This window comes from Aeromicrobium sp. CTD01-1L150, assembly GCF_041951745.1.
Taxonomy (GTDB): domain Bacteria; phylum Actinomycetota; class Actinomycetes; order Propionibacteriales; family Nocardioidaceae; genus Aeromicrobium.
Window position 1 is genome coordinate 1,902,292 of the sequence record NZ_CP169555.1, and the last position, 18,602, is coordinate 1,920,893.

An 18,602-nucleotide genomic window follows, 5' to 3' on the forward strand; every position below is an offset into this window, starting at 1 on the left:
TTGAGACATGGCCGAGCAACAGCACAAGAGCACCAGGAAGTCCACGGAGGACGAGGAGCAGGTCGAGTCCACGGAGGTCGACCCGGTCGACGCCGAGCGCAAGGAGAAGCTCGACGTCGACGTCGACTCGATCCTCGGTGACATCGACGACGTGCTGGAGGAGAACGCAGAGGAGTTCGTCCGCAGCTTCGTGCAGAAGGGCGGCCAATGATCAACTCTGCGATGCTGCCGGAGGGTTTCCGCTCCGTGGGTGGCACCTCCTTCGCCGACTTCCTCGCCAGCCAGGCGCCCGAGACGCTTCCCGGTGCCGGACAGTCCACCTCCGGTGAGCTCGCCGGCGTCACCCACGGCACCACGATCGTCGCGGCGACGTTCGACGGCGGCGTCGTGATGGCCGGCGACCGACGAGCCACGATGGGCAACGTCATCGCCCAGCGCGACATCCAGAAGGTCTTTCCCACCGACGAGTACTCCTGTGTGGGCATCGCCGGCACTGCAGGTATCGCGGTGGAGATGACCCGGCTGTTCCAGGTGGAGCTGGAGCACTATGAGAAGCTCGAGGGCACGACGCTGTCCACCGACGGCAAGGCCAACCGGCTGGCCACGCTGATCCGGGGCAACCTCGGCCTGGCCATGCAGGGACTCGCCGTGGTGCCGCTCTTCGCCGCCTACGACCTCAACTCCGGTTCCGGACGCATCTTCGCCTTCGACGTCACCGGCAACAAGAACGAGGAGCGCACCTTCCACTCCGTCGGTTCCGGCTCCACGTTCGCGCGTGGCTCGTTGAAGAAGCTCTACTCCGAGGACATGGACGAGCGTTCGGCGGTCACGGCCGTCGTCCAGGCGCTCTACGACGCTGCCGACGACGACACCGCCACCGGCGGACCGGACCTCACGCGGCGCATCTTCCCGCTCGTCTCGGTCATCACCGCCGACGGCTACCGCAGCTGGGACGAGGACGAGACCGCGGCGCTCGCCGATGAGGTCATCGCCGGCCGCATGAACCGACCCGATGGCCCCCCGGCATCGCTACTCTGACCCCCCTGACGTGAGGAGCCAGTCATGACTGCACCGTTCTACGTCTCGCCCGAACAGCTCATGAAGGACCGGGCGGACTTCGCCCGCAAGGGCATCGCCCGAGGCCGCAGTGTCGTGGTCATGCAGTACGTCGACGGGATCCTCTTCGTCGCCGAGAACCCCTCCCGGGCGCTGCACAAGATCAGCGAGATCTATGACCGCATCGGCTTCGCCGCGGTCGGGCGGTACAACGAGTTCGAGAACCTGCGGATCGCCGGGGTGCGTCTGGCCGACCTGCGCGGCTACTCCTACGACCGGCGCGACGTCACCGGGCGAGGCTTGGCCAACGCATATGCCCAGACGCTCGGCACCATCTTCTCCTCCGGTGGCGAGAAGCCGTGGGAGGTCGAGCTGTTCGTCGCCGAGCTGGGCGACGAGGCCCGCGGGGACCAGATCTACCGCCTCATGTACGACGGCTCCGTCGCCGACATCCAGGGTCATGCCGTGATGGGCGGGCAGAGCGAGCAGGTCGACGCCCATCTCACCGAGCACCACCGTGACGGGCTCTCCCTCGACGAGGCGCTCGCCCTCGCGGTGCGTGCGCTCGGGCAGGACGCCAGCCCGGCCCGGACGATCGCCGCGGCCGATCTCGAGGTTGCCACGCTGGACCGCACCCGCTCGCAGCCGCGCAAGTTCAAACGGCTCGGCGACGACGTCGTCAACGCAGCGCTGCAGACCTGAGGGACGCCACGCCCCGAGAACGCGCGCGATGCTGTGCCGCCCGCACTAGGCTGGCGGCATGGACCGGCGGATCATGGGCATCGAGAACGAGTACGGCGTCACGTGCTCGTTCAAGGGCCAGCGCCGCCTCTCCCCGGACGAGGTGGCCCGCTACCTGTTCCGTCGTGTCGTCTCGTGGGGTCGCAGCAGCAACGTCTTCCTGCGCAACGGTGCCCGCCTGTACCTCGACGTCGGCAGCCACCCGGAGTACGCGACGCCGGAGTGCGACGACATCGTCGACCTCGTCACGCACGACCGGGCGGGGGAGCGGATCCTGGAGGGTCTGCTGATCGACGCACAGGCTCGTCTGGCCGACGACGGCGTCGAGGGCGACATCTACCTGTTCAAGAACAACACGGACTCCGCGGGCAACTCCTACGGCTGCCACGAGAACTACCTGGTCGGTCGCGGAGGGGAGTTCTCCCGGCTCGCCGACGTGCTCATCCCGTTCCTGGTGTCACGTCAGATCATCTGCGGCGCAGGCAAGGTGCAGCAGACACCACGCGGCACCATCTACTCGGTGAGCCAGCGTGCCGAGCACATCTGGGAGGGCGTCTCCAGCGCCACCACGCGCTCGCGGCCCATCATCAACACCCGCGACGAGCCGCACGCCGACGCCGAGCGGTTCCGCCGGTTGCACGTCATCGTCGGCGACTCCAACATGAGTGAGACCACGACGCTGCTCAAGGTCGCCACCACCGACCTCGTGCTGCGGATGATCGAGGCCGGCGTCACGATGCGTGACCTCACGCTCGACAACCCGATCCGGGCCATCCGGGAGATCTCGCACGACATGACCGGGCGACGCAAGGTGCTGCTGGCCAACGGCCGGGAGATGTCGGCCCTGGAGATCCAGGCCGAGTACTTCGGCAAGGCCGCGGAGTTCGTCGACCGCCACGGCCTGCACACGCCCACGATCGACCGGGCGATGGACCTGTGGGAACGCTGCCTGAAGGCCGTGGAGTCCGAGGACCTGTCGATCGTCGAACGGGAGATCGACTGGGTCATCAAGTTCCGGCTCCTGGACCGCTACCGCACCACCCACGGACTCAGCTGGGCCGATCCGCGCATCGCACAGCTCGACCTCGCCTACCACGACATCCGACGCGACCGTGGTGTCTTCTACCTCCTGGAGAACCGCGGCTCCGTCGCACGCATCACTCGCGACCTCGACGTCTTCGCCGCCAAGTCCGTGCCGCCGCAGACGACCCGCGCACGGCTGCGGGGCGAGTTCATCAAGCGCGCACAGGAGCGTCGGCGGGACTTCACCGTCGACTGGGTGCACCTGAAGCTCAACGACCAGGCCCAGCGCACCGTGCTCTGCAAGGACCCGTTCCGCTCCCGCGACGAGCGGGTGCAGCGCCTCATCGACGGGATGTGAGCACCCCCGGGCGACACTCAGTCTCCTCTTGGCCGCCGAGGCTAGGGTGAGCGAGGTTCCCGTCCCTCGTCGAAAGTCAACGCTGTGCGCCGTCTCGCGGTCATCACCATGGCCAGTACGCTCCTCCTGACCGGGTGCTCCGGCGCCGGTGCCCTCGACGACGTCAAGATCGGCAAGGGCGCCAACCCGTCCGTGGAGGTGCCGGAGGGCTTTGAGACCTCCTCCACCGAGACCCGCGTGATCGAGGACGGGGCCGGTGAGGAGCTCGCCGAGGGTGACTCGGTCAAGGTCAACTACGTCGCCGTCAACGGACGCACCGGCGAGCAGTTCGACAACTCCTTCTCCGGTGAGTCCGCACCCACCGTCCCGCTCGTCGAGGGCAGCGTGCTGCCGGGCTTCATCAAGGGTCTGGCCGGACAGAAGGTCGGTAGCCGGGTGCTGGTGGCGATGGCTCCCGAGGACGGCTTCGGTGACGCACAGGAGCAGCTCGACCTGGAGGCCGACGACTCCCTCGTCTTCCTGTTCGACATCGTCTCCAAGGTTCCCCAGGAGGCCGCCGGCGAGGAGAAGGACGTGCCGTCCTCCGTCCCGCAGCTCTCCCTCGACGACGACGGTGTGCCGCAGGAGTTCGAGGACGGCACGAAGGTGGTCGACGACCCGCAGGAGCCTTCGATCCACGTCGCCATCGAGGGCGACGGGGACGAGATCGAGCAGGGCGCATCGGTCACGGCGCACTATGTCGGACAGATCTACCCCGACGGCGATATCTTCGACGGCAGCTGGGAGCGCGGCTCACCGTCGTCGTTCAGCCTCGAGGGGGTCGTCCCGTGCTGGAAGGACCTGATCCCGGGACAGCAGGTCGGCAGCAGGGTCATCGTCATCTGCCCGGGGGAGAGCGGCTACGGCGACTCACCTCCGGAGGGCAGCGGGATCGAACCCGGCGACACGCTGGTCTTCGCGATCGACTTGCTCGACGCCTCCTGACATTGTTGCCCCGTGGCTGACCGCAAGACCGAGAGGTTGATGAACCTCATCTTCGCGTTGCTCTCGACGCGCCAGTTCCTGTCCAAGGAACAGATCCGCCAGGCGATCGCGGACTACCGTGAATCCGCGCCGCAGGCCTTCGAGCGCAAGTTCGAGCGCGACAAGGAGGAGCTCCGCGAGCTGGGCATCACCGTGGAGATGGGCAGCAACGACAAGTACTTCGACGACGAGCCCGGCTACCGGATCCATCGCGACGACGTCGAGCTGCCCGACCTCGACCTGACCCGCGAGGAGGCCGCCGTCCTGGGCCTCGCCGCGCAGGTGTGGGAGCACGCCCAGCTGGCGCAGGACTCCACCACGGCCCTGCTCAAGCTCAAGGCGGCCGGCATCACCGTCGATCCTGACGTGGTCCGCATGGCCGAGCCCAAGCTCTCCGCGCACGAGCCGGCCTTCGACACCATCTGGACCGCCTCCACGTCGCGGATCCCGGTGGCCTTCGACTACCAGCGCCCGGGGCACGAGCCGGCCCGCCGGCACGTCCAGCCCTGGGGGATCATCTCCTGGCGAGGACGCTGGTACCTCGCCGGCTTCGACACCGACCGCGACGCGCAGCGGGTCTTCCGGCTCTCCCGGATGATCGGTGAGGTCGAGCTGGCCGGCGAGGCGGGCTCCTACACCGTGCCCGAGGGCACCGACCTCAACGACGTCGCGGCCGCCCTGTTCCCCGCCGAGCCGGACCGCACGGCGGTGCTGCGGGTACGTCGGGGTCGTGGCCAGTCGCTGCGCCGCTCGGCCACCGCGACCCGTGAGCTCGCCGGCGACCACGACGAGCTCGAGCTGCCCTACGCCTACACCTGGGACCTTGCGGCCGAGATCGCCTCCTACGGTGCCGACGTCGTCGTGCTGGAGCCGCAGGACCTGCGCGAGGCCGTCATCGCGCGGCTGCGGGCCGCCCTGGGTGAGGCGTCATGAGCCCTGCGATGAACCGCTCGGCGCAGCAGGTGCTGCGCATGCTGGCGCTCGTGCCCTACCTGCAGGGCAACGAGGGCGTCCCCGTGGCGCAGGTCGCGCGGGAGTTCGGGGTGCGGCCCAAGCAGATCCGCGACGACCTGAAGCTGCTCATGTTCACCGGCGTGGGGGAGTACGCCGGTGAGCTCATCGACTTCGACCTGGGCGCCCTGGACGAGGACGACACCGTCTTCATCCGCGACGCCGACTTCATGCAGCGCCCGCTGCGCCTCACCCCCGGTGAGGGCATCGCGCTCATCGTCGCGTTGCGCACGCTGCGGGCCTCGGCCGTCGGTGCCCAGCTGACCGTCGTCGACAGCGCTCTCGCCAAGCTGGAGAGCGCTGTCGAGGGTGAGGTCGTCGCTCCCGTCGACGTACACCTGGACGAGGACGACCCGACCATCCGCGCGGTACTCGTGGATGCCGTGGCGGCCTCGCGCCGGGTGCGCATCGAGTACGCCGTCGCCTCACGGGACGAGCACTCCGTCCGTGACGTCGATCCGCGCCGTGTCTTCACACAGCAGGGACACCGCTATCTGGAGGCGTGGTGCCTCAAGGCCCAGGACCTGCGCTTCTTCCGTCTCGACCGGGTCCTGTCGGCCACGCCCACCGGTGAGCCGGCCGACGAGCACGACGCCGCACCACGCGCGCTCGGAGAGAGCCTGTTCACCGTCGGCGAGGACGCTCCGTCGGCCGTGCTCGACCTCGAGCCGGCCGCGCACTGGCTCGCCGAGTACTACCAGGTCGAGGAGCTGGGTCGGCCCGACGGTCTGCAGCGGGTGCGGATGTACGCCAGCGACGAGGCCTGGCTGCGGCGTCTGGTGCTGCGCAACGCCGGCACCGTCCACGTCGTCGAGCCTGCCTCCCTGCGTGAGGACGTGACGCGAGCCGCGCGTTCTGCGTTGTCCGCGTACGATGGATGAGATCCCCCTTCCTCAGGAGTGACGATGTTCCGACAGATCGGCCCGATGGAGATCTTCATCATCCTCGGCGTGGTGCTGCTTCTCTTCGGCGGCCGCAAGCTGCCCGAGCTGGCCCGTGGCTCCGGCCGCGCGCTGCGCATCTTCAAGTCAGAGGTGCAGGAGCTGCACGGCGAGGAGGAGACGACGGCCGACAGCGACGACGACCCCGACGTCAGCAGCACGGCCCAGAAGCGGGACACCCAACCAGAGCAGGGTTGACTTGGCGCTTCGCCGTGCCCCCAAGCCACCGCGGGCCCCGGGGGGCACGATGCCGCTCGTGGAGCACCTGCGAGAGCTCCGCGGACGACTCACCAAGGCGGTCCTGGCGATCATCGCCGGGGCCGTTCTCGCTGCCGTCTTCTATGCGCCGATCCTGGAGCTCCTGACCCAGCCGTACTACGCCATGCAGCCGATCCTGGAGGCTGAGGGGATCGAGAGCGAGCTGGTCATCACCGGCGTCGGTGGCGCCTTCCAGTTCGCGCTCAAGATCTGCCTCGTGGTCGGACTGATCGTGGCCAGCCCGTTCTGGCTCTGGCAGCTGTGGGCGTTCATCCTGCCGGCCATGCACCGCCACGAGAAGAAGTGGGCACTCATCCTGGCCGCCACGGGCGCGCCGTTGTTCATCGGTGGCGCCGTGCTGGCCTACGTCGTGCTGCCCAAGGCCATGGAGATCCTCATCGGGTTCGTGCCCGAGGGCTTCGGCAGCCTCGTCACCGGGGCCGAGTACTTCGACTTCATCATCAAGATGCTGCTCGTCTTCGGCGTCGCGGCCGAGATCCCGCTCGTCGTGGTGATGCTCAACCGCCTGAACATCGTCTCCGCCAAGCAGCTGGCCCACGCCCGACCGTGGATCATCGTCAGCCTGTTCGTCTTCGCCGCGCTCGCGACCCCCACGACAGACCCGCTCACGATGCTCTTCCTCGCCGGGCCGATGACCGCGCTCTACTTCATCTCCGAGCTCATCGCCAAGGTGACCGACCATCGCCGCGCCAAGCGTGCGGCCAACGCCGTCTCCGACGACGAGGCATCACCGCTGGAGTGATCCACCCGTAGGCTGGGGACATGACCAGCCCGGCCGAGCAGTACTCACGCGCCCGGGCCAACCGGGAACATCCGCACCTCGCGGAGTTCCGTGGGCTCCACGGCTTCCAGCTCGACGACTTCCAGGTGCAGGCCTGTCGCGAGGTCGAGGACGGGCGTGGGGTGCTCGTGGCCGCTCCCACCGGCTCCGGCAAGACGGTCGTGGGGGAGTTCGCGGTGCACGTCGCGCTCGCCACGGACCGCAAGTGCTTCTACACGACACCGATCAAGGCCCTGTCCAACCAGAAGTTCGGCGACCTGGTGGAGCGCTACGGCGCCGACCAGGTGGGGCTGCTGACCGGTGACAACACCATCAACGGCGACGCCCCCATCGTCGTCATGACCACCGAGGTCCTGCGCAACATGCTCTACGCGGGTTCGCGCACCCTCGACGGACTCGGGTTCGTGGTCATGGACGAGGTGCACTACCTCGCCGACCGGTTCCGTGGTGCCGTCTGGGAGGAGGTCATCATCGGCCTCCCGGAGTCCGTCGCCGTCGTCTCGCTGTCAGCCACGGTCTCCAACGCCGAGGAGTTCGGCGACTGGCTCACCGAGGTGCGCGGCCACACGGTCACCATCGTGGAGGAGCGGCGCCCGGTGCCGCTGCACCAGCACGTGCTCGTCGGACGACGTCTGTACCCGCTCTTTGAGGACGGACTCAGCAGCCCGGCAGGGGTGCCGGGCCCTGGGCGGCGAGATGACACCGACGGGGCACCGGTGGTCAACCGGCAGCTCGAGCGCCTGGCGCGCGAGGACTGGCAGCTGAACCGCCGCAAGGGTGGCCGCGGACGCCCGCGGGGCGGACGGCGCCCGCGGACGCAGCACCGCACGCCCAGCCGGGTCGAGGTCATCAGCAAGCTCGAGGCCGAGGGGCTGCTCCCGGCCATCTGCTTCATCTTCAGCCGTGCCGGGTGCGCTGCCGCGGTGCAGCAGCTCCTGGACGCCCGCGTCATGCTCACCACGCCCGAGGAACGGGCCGAGATCGAGGACGCGGTGGACGCCGCATGCGCCCACCTGCCCGAGGAGGACCTGCACGTCCTCGGGTACCACGACTTCCGTGAGGCCCTGGGGCGCGGAGTCGCCGCCCACCACGCGGGCATGCTCCCGACCTTCAAGGAGGTCGTCGAGCGGCTCTTCAGCGCCGGTCTGGTCCGCGTGGTCTTCGCCACCGAGACGCTCGCGCTCGGCATCAACATGCCGGCACGTTCGGTCGTGGTCGAGCGGCTGTCCAAGTGGAACGGCGAGGCTCACGTCGACGTCACGCCGGGGGAGTACACTCAGCTGACCGGCCGCGCCGGACGTCGCGGCATCGACGTGGAGGGCCACGGCGTCGTCCTGTGGCAGGCCGGGCTCGATCCCCGGCAGCTGGCCGGGCTGGCCTCCACCCGGACCTATCCGCTCAACTCCTCGTTCCGGCCGTCGTACAACATGGCCGTCAACCTCGTCGACCAGGTGGGACGTGAGCGCTCCCGCGAGCTGCTCGAGCAGTCGTTCGCGCAGTTCCAGGCAGATCGTGCGGTCGTCGGCCTGGCCCGACAGATCCACAAGGCCGATGAGGCGCTCGAGGACTATCTGAAGTCCGCCGAGTGCGAGCTCGGTGACTTCATGGAGTACGCACGCCTGCGGCGCGAGCTCAGCGACATCGAGGCCTCGGGCAAGAAGGCGCGCAAGGCGGCCGTCCGCGAGGAAGTCATCGACTCGCTGATGGAGCTGAAGGTCGGTGACGTCATCGACGTCCCGGCCGGACGCTGGGCCGGCCTGGCCGTCGTCCTCGACCCTGGCAAGGCCACCCCGGAGGCACCTCGCCCCTTCGTGCTCACGGCGGGACGTCACGCCCGCCGCCTCGGCGTCGTCGACTTCCCGACGCCCGTGCAGCCCATCACGCGCATGCGGATCCCCAAGGCGTTCAGCTCCCGCAACCCGCAGGCACGGCGCGACCTCGCCTCGTCACTGCGCAACCGTGTTCCCGACAGCGCGTGGCAGCGAGACAAGCCCTACCGCGAGGACAGCGGCCACGGACCCACGCACGAGGATCCCCGGATCGCCGAGATCCGGCGCAAGCTCAAGGCGCACCCGTGTCACGCCTGCCCGGAGCGTGAGTCGCACGCGCGCTGGGCGGAGCGCTACCTGAAGCTCCAGAAGGACACCCGCAACCAGCGCGGCCGCATCGAGCAGCGCACCAACACGGTGGCCCGCCAGTTCGACCACGTCTGCGAGGTCCTCGACGTGCTCGGGTACCTCGACGGCGACACCGTGACCGACGACGGCCTACGCCTGCAGCGGCTCTACAGCGAGCTCGACCTGCTGGTCAGTGAGTGTCTGCGCCGCGGGGTCTGGGACTCGCTGGACCCGGCCGAGCTCGCCGCCGTCATCAGCGGACTGAGCTTCGAGACCCGCAATCCCGACGATGCGCCCACCCCCGTCATGCCCAACGGGCGGGTGCTGGAGGTGGCCGAGGAGATGGATCGGCTGTGCGTGGACCTGCAGCACCTCGAGCGCGAGCATCGCGTGCGGTTCCTGCGGTCACCGGACTTCGGCTTCGCCAACGCGGCCTGGTCGTGGGTGCAGGGTGCCTCGCTCGACGACGTCCTGCAGGAGACAGAGCTCGCCGCAGGAGACTTCGTGCGCACGATGAAGCAGCTCATCGACGTCACTGCTCAGATCGCCCAGGCCGCCGGGCCGGGAGACCTGCGCACGACCGCCCGCAAGAGTCTGGACGGTCTGCGACGCGGCGTCGTGGAGTACAGCTCGATCTCCACCTGAGCCCGGCTCAGGAGCCCAGTGCCTCCACCAGCCGGCCGGTGACCCCGCCGAGTCCCCAACGGTCGCCGAACGCCTCCAGGTCGACGCGCTGCGTCGTGGAGAGTGGCCGGCGGGGCACGACGACCGAGAGGTCGCAGGTGTCCTCGCGGACCCTGATCACGGTCCGCATGACGTCGATGAGCTCGGCGGACTCCAGCAGGGAGGTGCGCTGACGCGGTTTGAGGCTGCTGCTCTCATCCGACGCGGCGGCCACGATCGCGTCCAGATCGCCGTGCTCGCGCAGCAGCGATGCGGCTCCCTTCTCCCCGATGCCCTTGACACCGGGGATCCCGTCGGACGCGTCGCCGCGCATGGTCGCGAAGTCGACGTACTGCGAGGGGTCGATGCCATACTTGTCACGAATCCAGGCTGCATCCACGACGTCGGCCCGCGAGACGCCTCTGACGGTGTACAGCACGCGTACCTGGGCGGCGTCGTCGACGAGCTGGAAGAGGTCACGGTCACCGGTCACCACGTCCACCGGGCCGTCCCAGAGGCGGGCGAGCGTGCCGATGACGTCGTCGGCCTCGGCGCCAGGAGCCCCGACGACCGGGATGCCGAGCAGCCCCAGTGCCTGGGCGATCAGGGGTACCTGTGGGGTGAGCAGGTCAGGGGAGTCCTCGGCCACCACCTCACCGTCCGCCACGGCCTGCGGGTCGGCGAGCCGGTGGGTCTTGTAGGACGGCAGCAGGTCCACACGCCACTGCGGCCGCCAGTCGTCGTCCCAGCACGCGACGACAGCGGCGGGGGAGTGCTGGGTCGTGAGCGTCGCGACGAAGTCGAGCAGGCCCCGTAGGGCGTTCACCACCGTGCCGTCGGGCGCCTTGAAGGAGTCAGGCACCCCGTAGAAGGCTCGAAAGTACAGACTGGCTGAGTCGAGTAGAAGCAGGCGGCCGGAGTTCGTCACCCGCTCACCCTACGAGCATCAGCGATCGGATCCCGGGCATGACGACCGACGCCGGCACCTGTTCGGGTACCGACGTCGGTCGTGGGTCGTGCTCAGCGCAGCGCCAGGTCTCCCTGGTAGTCCTTCTGCTGTGCCAGCTGGGTCCGGGCCGTGGTGCGTGCGTTGTCGCCGTACAGGCCTTGTTTCGACAGGCCCATCGTCCCCACGGCGAACGCAGCGCCGTCGGACAGCTGCTGCAGCACCGTGGTGTTGACGTTGGTGATGTCGTCCTCGGGTGTGTGGTAGTTCGGGTCGAGGATCTCACCGGCGGTCCCGCCGTAGATCTCGGCCTGCTCCTCGGTCTTCACGTCGTCGGCCCCGCTGAAGAGCCCGCCAGCCGGGATGCCGTACTCGATGAACGGCCCGTAGTCCGAACGTCCGTCGAACGCGGTCGGGTCAGTCTCGAGGCCCTGGTCCTCGAAGTAGTCGAGGAAGAGGTCCTCGATCTCACCGGAACCGGCAGGGCCGGCCAGTCCGAACGCCGAGCCGTCACCGTCGTAGACGAGCCGGACGAAGTTCGGCGACCCGAGCATGTCGAAGTTGAGGTTGGCGTAGAGGTCACCGCGCTCCTCATCGGTCAGCGTGTCGACGTAGTGCTGCGAACCGATCAGGCCGAGCTCCTCGGCGCCCCAGAAGGCGAAACGCACCGGCCGCTGCTGCTTGCGCACCAGCTTGGTGTCGGCGTACTGCTTGGCGATCTCCAGGACTGCCGCCGAGCCCGAGCCGTTGTCGTTGATGCCTGGGCCCTCGGTCACGGAGTCCAGGTGCGCACCCACCACGACGACCTCGTCGTCGTTCTTGGTGGTGCCGGGCCACTCGGCGAGCAGGTTCTGGGTCTCGCGCTCGAGGTCGGTCTCGGTCTCGGTGGCGACCGTGGCGGTGACGTCGTCGGCCTCGACCAGGTCGACGGCGTCGTCGTAGGACAGGCCCACCACGGGGATGTCGCTCGGCTCGCCGAGGGTGCCCACCGCGAGCTCGGTGCGCTCGGGATTGCCCTCGTTGAAGATGATGACCGCGTCGTAACCGGCCTCCTGGGCGTTGGCGGCCTTGAGACCGAAGTCGCACGTGCCGCGCTGGACCAGGGCGATCGCGTCCTCCTCGGGCGCCGGCTCGTAGTCAGAGACCGCGCAGCCGGCGTCGCTGCCTGGCTCGGGAGGTGCCGGGATGACGTTGTTGTTCGCCGGGATCACGGGGCCCGTGACCGAGCCCGAGCCGGAGTAGGTGAAGACGGCCGTCTCCAGGTCCCGCTCCTCGGGTGTGAGCTGTGTCAGCTCGGCCGGACTGAGCTCCCGGAAGAACGGGAACTCGAAGGTCTGCCGGGTCACGTCGTACCCCGCCTTGTCCAGCACGCTCTCCACGTAGTCGACGGACGCGTCGTAACCCGGGAGACCGGACGCGCGATTGCCCTCGTGCCGGTTGGCGATGGTCTGGAACTGCCGCAGGTGCCGCAGCACCCCGTTGACCTTGACGGCCTTGGTGAGCCTGTCGGCGTCCGCCGGCGCGTGCTTGCCTCCGGGCCCGTGTCCCTTGCCGTTGCCGTGGCTGTCAGCCAGTGCCGGTGTGGCGCTGATGAGGCCGACGGACAAAACGGCCGCCGCGGTGGCGGCGATCATTCTGCGCATGTGATTCCCCGATCATGAGTGTGAGTTGGATCGCATCACCATAGGCGACGCGGCCGCTCGCGGCCAGAGCGACGTCGGCGCGGCAGGGCCGCCCGTTAGGCTCAGAGGGTGACTGATCGACTCGCCCGCGCCCGTCAGCAGATGGCCGAACGCGGCCTCTCCTCGCTGCTCATCACACCCGGTGCCGACCTGCGCTACCTGACGGGCTACCACGCCAAGCCCTTGGAACGGCTGACCTGTCTGGTCCTGCCCGTCGACGGGGAGCCGACCCTCGTGGCGCCCGCCTTGGAGAAGGCCGCGGCACAGGCGGCCGGGCTCACGATCGACATCGCGACGTGGGGCGAGAACGACGACCCGTTCTCCCTCGTCGCCGACCTCCTCAGCGAGGGAACGATCGGCGTCGACAACCAGATGTGGGCCGAGCGGGTCCTGACGCTGCAGGAGCGGCTCCCGGGCTCACACCTCACGCTCGCCGGTCCCGTGGTCAACGAGCTGCGGATGCGCAAGGAACCCGCCGAGATCGACGCGCTGCGTGAGGCCAGCGCCTCGATCGATCGCGTGCACGCTCGCATGGGCGAGTGGCTGCGGACCGGCCGCACCGAGCGCGAGGTCGGAGCGGACATCGCCCGCGCCATCGTGGAGGAGGGACACGAGGCCGTCGACTTCGTGATCGTGGGCTCGGGCCCGAACGGCTCCTCGCCGCACCATGAGGTCTCCGACCGCGTCATCGAGGCGGGCGAGCCCGTGGTCGTGGACATCGGTGGCACCACACCAGCCGGATACTGCTCGGACTCCACCCGCAACTACGTGGTGGGCTCCCAGCCGCCCGATGACTACCTAGCCGCGTACGCGGCGCTGGAGCAGGCCCAGGCCGCACAGCGCGCCCACGCGCGACCCGGTGTGAGCGCTGAGTCCGTGGACGCCGTGGGGCGCAACCTGCTGGCCGAGGCCGGCTACGCCGACCTGTTCATCCACCGCACCGGGCATGGCATCGGCCAGGAGACCCACGAGGAGCCCTACATCATCGCGGGCAACGACCTCGTCCTCGAGCCCGGCATGGCCTTCTCCATCGAGCCCGGCTGCTACGCACAGGGACGGTGGGGAGCACGCATCGAGGACATCGCGGTCTGCACCGATGAGGGCCTGGAGGTTCTCAACCAGCGTCCGCGCGAGCTCGTCGTCCTGTGACGAGACCCGCGTGAGGGCCCGTGGGGCCGTGCCGTCGGCGGTCCTGGCCGGGCTGCTGTCGGCAGCGGCGTTCGACCCGTTCAACCTGCCGTACGCCATGGTGCTGGGCGTGGCCGTCCTCGTGGTCGTGCTGCGACGGCTCACGGCGGCGAGGGTCCGACTGGTGCTCGCCGTCGGCGCCATGTACGGGCTGTCCTTCATGGTGGTGCTCATCTGGTGGATGAACGCGGTCAGCCTGGCGGCCTACATCGCGCTGGTCGCCGCCCAGGTGGTGATCTTCGCCCTGATCGCCGTGCCGTTGCGTGCAGCCTTGCGGCTCAGCTGGTGGCCGCTGTGGGGGGCTGCGGTGTGGGTCGCCGGGGAGTGGTTCCGCAGCTCGTTCCCGCTCTCCGGCTTCCCGTGGGGACGGCTGGGCCACACCGCGGTCGACACCCCCTTCGAGGCGTGGGTGCGGCTGGGCGGCATGCCGTGGCTGTCCCTCGTCATGTTCCTGCTGGCCGCGAGCCTGGTGGTCCTGGTCGGTGGGGCGGTCCGCCACCGTGCGCTGGCCGCCGCCACCGTCCTCGGCACACTGCTGGTCGGCACCGTCCTGCCCACGGGTGTCGTGGGGGAGCGTGGCACCACCGACGTCGCCCTCGTGCAGGGCGACGTCCCGGGAGCCTTTCTCACCTGGCCCCGTGGCGAGGTCTTCGCCTTGCACATCGCGGAGAACCGGCGCCTGGCCGCTGCCGTGGAGGCCGGTGAGGTGCCGCAGCCCGACGTCGTGATCTGGCCTGAGGGTGCGGTTGACATCGATCCGTACGCCAACCCCGCGGTGGCCGAGGAGCTGCGACGCGCATCGGTGACCGTCGACGCACCGATCCTCGTGGGCGGCATCTTCGACGGCCCGACCCCCGAGACTGCCTACAACGAGAGCACCGTGTGGAACGCCGACGGGCCCGGGGACCGCTACGTCAAGCGCAAGCTGGTGCCCTATGGCGAGTACGTGCCGTTCCGGCAGAGGCTGGGCGACGCTGCACCGCAGGTGGCCCGGATGTCGCGCGACGTCCCGCGCGACATGCTGGCCGGCGACTCCTCGGAGCCGTTGGAGGTGGCTGGGCTGCTCATCGGCGGATCGATCTGCTGGGACCTCGCGTACGACGAGATCATCCGTGACGCCGCCAGGGCGGAGACCGACTTCCTGTCCGGACAGACCAGCAACGCGGCCTTCACTGGAACCGCCCAGCCCGAGCAGCAGTGGAAGATCTCCCGGCTGAGGGCGCTGGAGACGGGGCGCTGGATGCTGGTGCCCTCGACGAACGGCATCAGCGGGGTCGCCGACGCGCACGGCGACGTCGTGGAGCGTGCGCCGATGCACGAGGCTGCCACCATCTCGGTGGAGGTTCCCCGGGCGTCGGGACGGACTCCCGCCCTCATGCTGGGCCCCTGGGTGCAGTGGGCCCTGGTCGGGCTCGGGCTCCTCGGATGGTTCCTCGGATGGCGCAGGAGGAGCCCGTGAGCCGGGTCCTCGTGGTGGTCCCCACCTACGAGGAGGCCGCGAGCCTGCCGGTGCTCCTGCCCCGGATCCTCGAGGCGGTGCCGCAGGCCGATGTGCTGGTCGTCGACGATGCCTCACCCGACGGCACCGGGGACATCGCTGAGGAGCTGGCGCGCACCGAGACACGACTGCACGTCATGCACCGCACCGCCAAGGACGGTCTCGGCGCCGCGTATCGCGCGGGCTTCCGGTGGGCGCTGCAGCGTGACTACGACGTGCTCGTGGAGATGGATGCCGACGGGTCGCACCTTCCCGAGCAGCTGTCACGTCTGCTGGTGGCGCTCGAGGATGCTGACCAGGTGATCGGCTCACGCTGGGTCCCTGGCGGTGCGGTCGTGAACTGGCCCTGGTGCCGGCGGCTCATCTCGCGTGGCGGTACCGCGTATGCCCGTCTGATGCTGGGGTTGTCGGTGCGTGACACCACCGCCGGCTACCGCGCCCTGCGCCGCGGGACGCTGGAGGCGATCGACTACAGCTCGGTGGCGTCTGCGGGGTACTGCTTCCAGATCGACCTGACCCGACGCGTCGCCGCAGCGGGCCTGCGGACCGTGGAGGTACCCGTGACGTTCCACGAGCGCGAGCACGGTCGTTCCAAGATGAGTGGCGCGATCGTGCGCGAGGCGCTGTGGCGGGTCACCTGGTGGGGTCTGCAGCGGATGCTGCGGCGACGCCAGGGACGTTCAGGTCGTGGATGAGCGAGCGGTCAGGCGCTCTTCTTCTTGCGGCGGTGAAGGTGCGGCGGGCCGATCTCACCGGAGCGCAACAGCTCCAGACGCTCGGTGAGGATGTCCTCGAGCTCGGCCTCCGAGCGCCGCTCCAGGAGCATGTCCCAGTGTGTCCGGGCCGGCTTCTCCTCCTTCTTGACCGGCTCCTCGCCGTCGAGGTGTCGGCCGATCTGGCCGGACTTGGGGTCCTCCCACTCGGCCGGGATCTCGGCCTCGTCGGCCATCGTGACGGTGAAGGTGCTGCCATCGTCCAGGACGTACTCGATCTCCTGGCGGGGAGCCATCTCGACGCCGCGCTCGTCCTCGAAGCTCTGGGCGCCCAGTCGCGCCCCACGCAGTGCTCGTTCAGCCATGGTGACTCCTCTCTCTATCAGTGCACAACGTATGGCATTGGCATGAGATTCCCCTGAGCGGCAGCTCATTTGTGATGGAGCGCGTCAGTTCCTTGGTGACAGCGCGCGTCGGCTCACGGCACATCGAGTGCGCGGTCCCGGATGCGTGCCGGTACCACGAGCAGGGCGGCGAGGCCGGCGGAGAGCACCAGCATGATGCCGACGATGCCCCAGCGATCGTCGCCGCCGATGAACACGGCCAGGGCGAAGAGCGCGGGGGACAGGAAGGACACCGCACGTCCGGTCATCGCATACAGGCCGAAGATCTGACCCTCCTTGCCGACCGGCGTCATCCGGATCAGGTAGGTCCGTGACGCGGACTGGGCCGGCCCGACGAACAGGCAGAGGATGAGCCCGAAGATCCAGAACATGGTCGGGCCGGAGACGAACAACAGCACCAGGCCGGACAGGATCATCGCCACCAGGGAGAACACGATGACCGCACGCGGGCCGGTGTGGTCGTCGATCCGGCCGGCGAGGATCGCTCCGGCCGCCGCGACGATGTTCGCCACGACCCCGAAGATGATCACCCCGTCCGGCTCGAACCCGTAGACGGAGACAGCGATGACGGCACCGAAGGTGAACACGCCGGCGAGCCCGTCGCGAAACAGGGCGCTGGCGCCGAGGAACAGCAGTGTGGGTCGTTCGGCACGCCACATCTGGCGGAGCTCGGCGAAGAGCTGACGGTAGGAGTCGACGAACGACGTCTTCTCCAGCGGGCTGGCCGCCGCCGGCAGCTCTGGCACGGCGAACAGCACCGGCAGGGCGAAGGCGAAGAACCACACCGCGGCGAGCACGGCGACGAGCCGGATGTTCAGGCCGTCCTCGGTGGGCAGGCCGAACACCCCTCCGTCGCCGGTTACGAAGCCGAAGAAGCAGATGAGCAGCAGCACGATGCCGCCGAGGTAGCCGAATCCCCAGCCGATGCCGGAGACCCGGCCGACGGTCGCCGGTGTGGAGACCTGGCGCAGCATGGCGAAGTACGGGACCTGGGCCAGCTCGAACAGCACGGTCCCGACGGCGATGAGCACCAGTCCGAGCCAGAGGTAGTGGTAGTCGTCCTTGACGAAGAACAGCGCGGCCATGACGACGATGACGCTGCCGGTCAGCATGGCCAACGACCACTTGCGTCGCCCTCCCGCGTCGGAGCGCTGGCCGAGCACCGGGGCGAGCACGGCCAGGACGAGGCTCGCGGCGGCGATCGAGAGGCCGAGCCAGGTGCTGGCCGAGATCGGGCCCGGCAGGTCCTTGCCGACGGAGTCTGTGAGGTAGACCGAGAAGATGAAGGTCACGATCACGGCGTTGAAGGCTGCTGAACCCCAGTCCCACAGCGACCATGCCAGGACCTGCCCAGCCCGCCGCTGGTGTCCCACCGCCACGTCTGTCATGCGTCTCTCCAGTCCCCAGCCTCGATGAGCACGTCCTTGAGCACGTCAGGTCGGTCGGTCACGATCCCGTCGACGCCCATCTGGAGCAAGGATCGCATCTCGTGCGGGTCGTCGACGGTCCACACGTGCACCTGCATGCCGAGGTCGTGGGCTCGTGAGACGAAGGTCCGCGAGACGACGGTGACCGGCCCGTGGCGGACGGGCACCTGCAGGCACTGCGCGCCGGCGCGCACGGCTCGCGCCCGCAGACGGCGGGTGGGTCCGAGGCGTACGGCCGCGACCTCGGCCGGCCCGGTGGACGTGGCGACCTGCGGCACCAGCTCTCGGATACGTCGGAGCCGACGTCCGGAAAAGCTCGCGAGGCACACCCGCTCCAGCGCGTCGCACTCGTGCAGGGTGCGCACCGTCGGCTCGACGGCCTCGTCGCTCTTGACGTCGATGTTGAGACGTGCGTGTGGCAGCTCTTGCAGGAGCGTGGTGAGTCGGGGAATCGGCTCGACGTCACCGAGACGCACCGCATCGACCTGGGAGGACTCCAGCGTGGCGATGGCGTCGGAGGAGCCGGTCAGGCGCGCGAGGTCGAGGTCGTGGAAGGCGTAGACCACGCCGTCACGCGAGGCGTGGACGTCGGTCTCCAGGTACGTGTAGCCGAGCTCGACCGCCGCCCGGAAGGCGGCCATCGTGTTCTCCAGCTGCTCCAGCCCGGGTAGCTTGGCGCCACCGCGATGCGCGATCGGCAGGGGAGTGGGGTGCTCGAAGTAGCGGTACCTTGACAGATCGGCCTTCACAG

Annotated in this window: 18 protein-coding genes; 13 read left to right on the forward strand and 5 right to left on the reverse strand. The window is 69.1% G+C overall.

The genetic code is table 11. The features are described from left to right. Window positions 1-7 precede the first annotated feature (7 nt). The 10 genes from ACEVFP_RS09425 (at window position 8) to ACEVFP_RS09470 (ending at window position 9,975) form a co-directional block, all read left to right on the forward strand. Entirely contained in the window at window positions 8-211 is a 204-nt protein-coding gene (locus ACEVFP_RS09425) for a ubiquitin-like protein Pup (RefSeq protein WP_375003566.1), read from the forward strand. Further along, complete coding sequence (gene prcB / locus ACEVFP_RS09430; protein WP_375003568.1) at window positions 208-1,038, forward strand: proteasome subunit beta; 831 nt, start codon at window positions 208-210, stop codon at window positions 1,036-1,038. Before ACEVFP_RS09425 ends, prcB begins: the two co-directional genes overlap by 4 nt. A gap of 24 nt (window positions 1,039-1,062) precedes the next feature. Continuing rightward, window positions 1,063-1,758 carry a proteasome subunit alpha gene (gene prcA, locus ACEVFP_RS09435; protein WP_375003570.1) on the forward strand — a complete coding sequence of 232 codons (696 nt, stop codon included), beginning with the start codon at window positions 1,063-1,065 and terminating at the stop codon, window positions 1,756-1,758. Window positions 1,759-1,816: 58 nt separating this feature from the next. Further along, entirely contained in the window at window positions 1,817-3,178 is a 1,362-nt protein-coding gene (gene pafA, locus ACEVFP_RS09440; protein WP_375003572.1) for a Pup--protein ligase, read from the forward strand. A 108-nt stretch (window positions 3,179-3,286) separates the two neighbouring features. Beyond that, window positions 3,287-4,162 (forward strand): FKBP-type peptidyl-prolyl cis-trans isomerase, encoded by an 876-nt coding sequence (locus ACEVFP_RS09445; RefSeq protein WP_375003574.1) that lies wholly within the window; start codon window positions 3,287-3,289, stop codon window positions 4,160-4,162. Between the two features lie 12 nt (window positions 4,163-4,174). Continuing rightward, complete coding sequence (locus ACEVFP_RS09450) at window positions 4,175-5,134, forward strand: helix-turn-helix transcriptional regulator (protein WP_375003576.1); 960 nt, start codon at window positions 4,175-4,177, stop codon at window positions 5,132-5,134. After that, complete coding sequence (locus ACEVFP_RS09455) at window positions 5,131-6,093, forward strand: helix-turn-helix transcriptional regulator (RefSeq protein WP_375003578.1); 963 nt, start codon at window positions 5,131-5,133, stop codon at window positions 6,091-6,093. The genes ACEVFP_RS09450 and ACEVFP_RS09455 overlap by 4 nt, the downstream gene beginning before the upstream one ends. 24 nt (window positions 6,094-6,117) lie before the next feature. After that, window positions 6,118-6,351: a Sec-independent protein translocase subunit TatA gene (locus ACEVFP_RS09460; RefSeq protein WP_375003579.1), complete on the forward strand. Its 234-nt coding sequence runs from the start codon at window positions 6,118-6,120 to the stop codon at window positions 6,349-6,351. A gap of 49 nt (window positions 6,352-6,400) precedes the next feature. Further along, on the forward strand, window positions 6,401-7,174 hold the full coding sequence (tatC, locus tag ACEVFP_RS09465; protein WP_375003797.1) for a twin-arginine translocase subunit TatC: 774 nt from the start codon (window positions 6,401-6,403) through the stop codon (window positions 7,172-7,174). A 20-nt stretch (window positions 7,175-7,194) separates the two neighbouring features. Beyond that, entirely contained in the window at window positions 7,195-9,975 is a 2,781-nt protein-coding gene (locus ACEVFP_RS09470) for a DEAD/DEAH box helicase (protein ID WP_375003580.1), read from the forward strand. 7 nt (window positions 9,976-9,982) lie between these two features. Here the strand turns inward: ACEVFP_RS09470 and ACEVFP_RS09475 are convergent, their stop codons facing one another. Both ACEVFP_RS09475 and ACEVFP_RS09480 read right to left on the reverse strand, forming a co-directional pair. Then, on the reverse strand, window positions 9,983-10,921 hold the full coding sequence (locus ACEVFP_RS09475) for a 5'-3' exonuclease H3TH domain-containing protein (protein WP_375003582.1): 939 nt from the start codon (window positions 10,919-10,921) through the stop codon (window positions 9,983-9,985). Window positions 10,922-11,013: 92 nt separating this feature from the next. After that, window positions 11,014-12,582, reverse strand: coding sequence for a M20/M25/M40 family metallo-hydrolase (locus ACEVFP_RS09480; protein ID WP_375003584.1), 1,569 nt, complete (start codon window positions 12,580-12,582; stop codon window positions 11,014-11,016). Window positions 12,583-12,690: 108 nt separating this feature from the next. On the opposite strand from ACEVFP_RS09480, the gene ACEVFP_RS09485 reads away from it, so the two are divergent. From ACEVFP_RS09485 to ACEVFP_RS09495, 3 genes are read left to right on the forward strand one after another with little or no spacing between them, the layout of a single operon-like run. Next, window positions 12,691-13,770, forward strand: a complete 1,080-nt coding sequence (locus tag ACEVFP_RS09485) for a M24 family metallopeptidase (RefSeq protein WP_375003585.1) — start codon at window positions 12,691-12,693, stop codon at window positions 13,768-13,770. Between the two features lie 10 nt (window positions 13,771-13,780). Beyond that, window positions 13,781-15,268 carry an apolipoprotein N-acyltransferase gene (lnt, locus tag ACEVFP_RS09490; protein ID WP_375003587.1) on the forward strand — a complete coding sequence of 496 codons (1,488 nt, stop codon included), beginning with the start codon at window positions 13,781-13,783 and terminating at the stop codon, window positions 15,266-15,268. Continuing rightward, window positions 15,265-16,002, forward strand: coding sequence for a polyprenol monophosphomannose synthase (locus ACEVFP_RS09495; protein WP_375003589.1), 738 nt, complete (start codon window positions 15,265-15,267; stop codon window positions 16,000-16,002). Before lnt ends, ACEVFP_RS09495 begins: the two co-directional genes overlap by 4 nt. A gap of 8 nt (window positions 16,003-16,010) precedes the next feature. Here ACEVFP_RS09495 and ACEVFP_RS09500 read toward each other — a convergent pair whose 3' ends face one another. The 3 genes from ACEVFP_RS09500 to ACEVFP_RS09510 form a co-directional block, all read right to left on the reverse strand. Then, window positions 16,011-16,385 carry an RNA polymerase-binding protein RbpA gene (locus ACEVFP_RS09500; protein WP_375003590.1) on the reverse strand — a complete coding sequence of 125 codons (375 nt, stop codon included), beginning with the start codon at window positions 16,383-16,385 and terminating at the stop codon, window positions 16,011-16,013. 113 nt (window positions 16,386-16,498) lie between these two features. Beyond that, a complete protein-coding gene (locus tag ACEVFP_RS09505) occupies window positions 16,499-17,812 on the reverse strand; it encodes an MFS transporter (RefSeq protein WP_375003591.1) in 1,314 nt (437 codons plus the stop codon). Then, on the reverse strand, window positions 17,809-18,600 hold the full coding sequence (locus ACEVFP_RS09510; protein WP_375003593.1) for a glycerophosphodiester phosphodiesterase: 792 nt from the start codon (window positions 18,598-18,600) through the stop codon (window positions 17,809-17,811). Before ACEVFP_RS09510 ends, ACEVFP_RS09505 begins: the two co-directional genes overlap by 4 nt. Window positions 18,601-18,602: the final 2 nt, after the last annotated feature.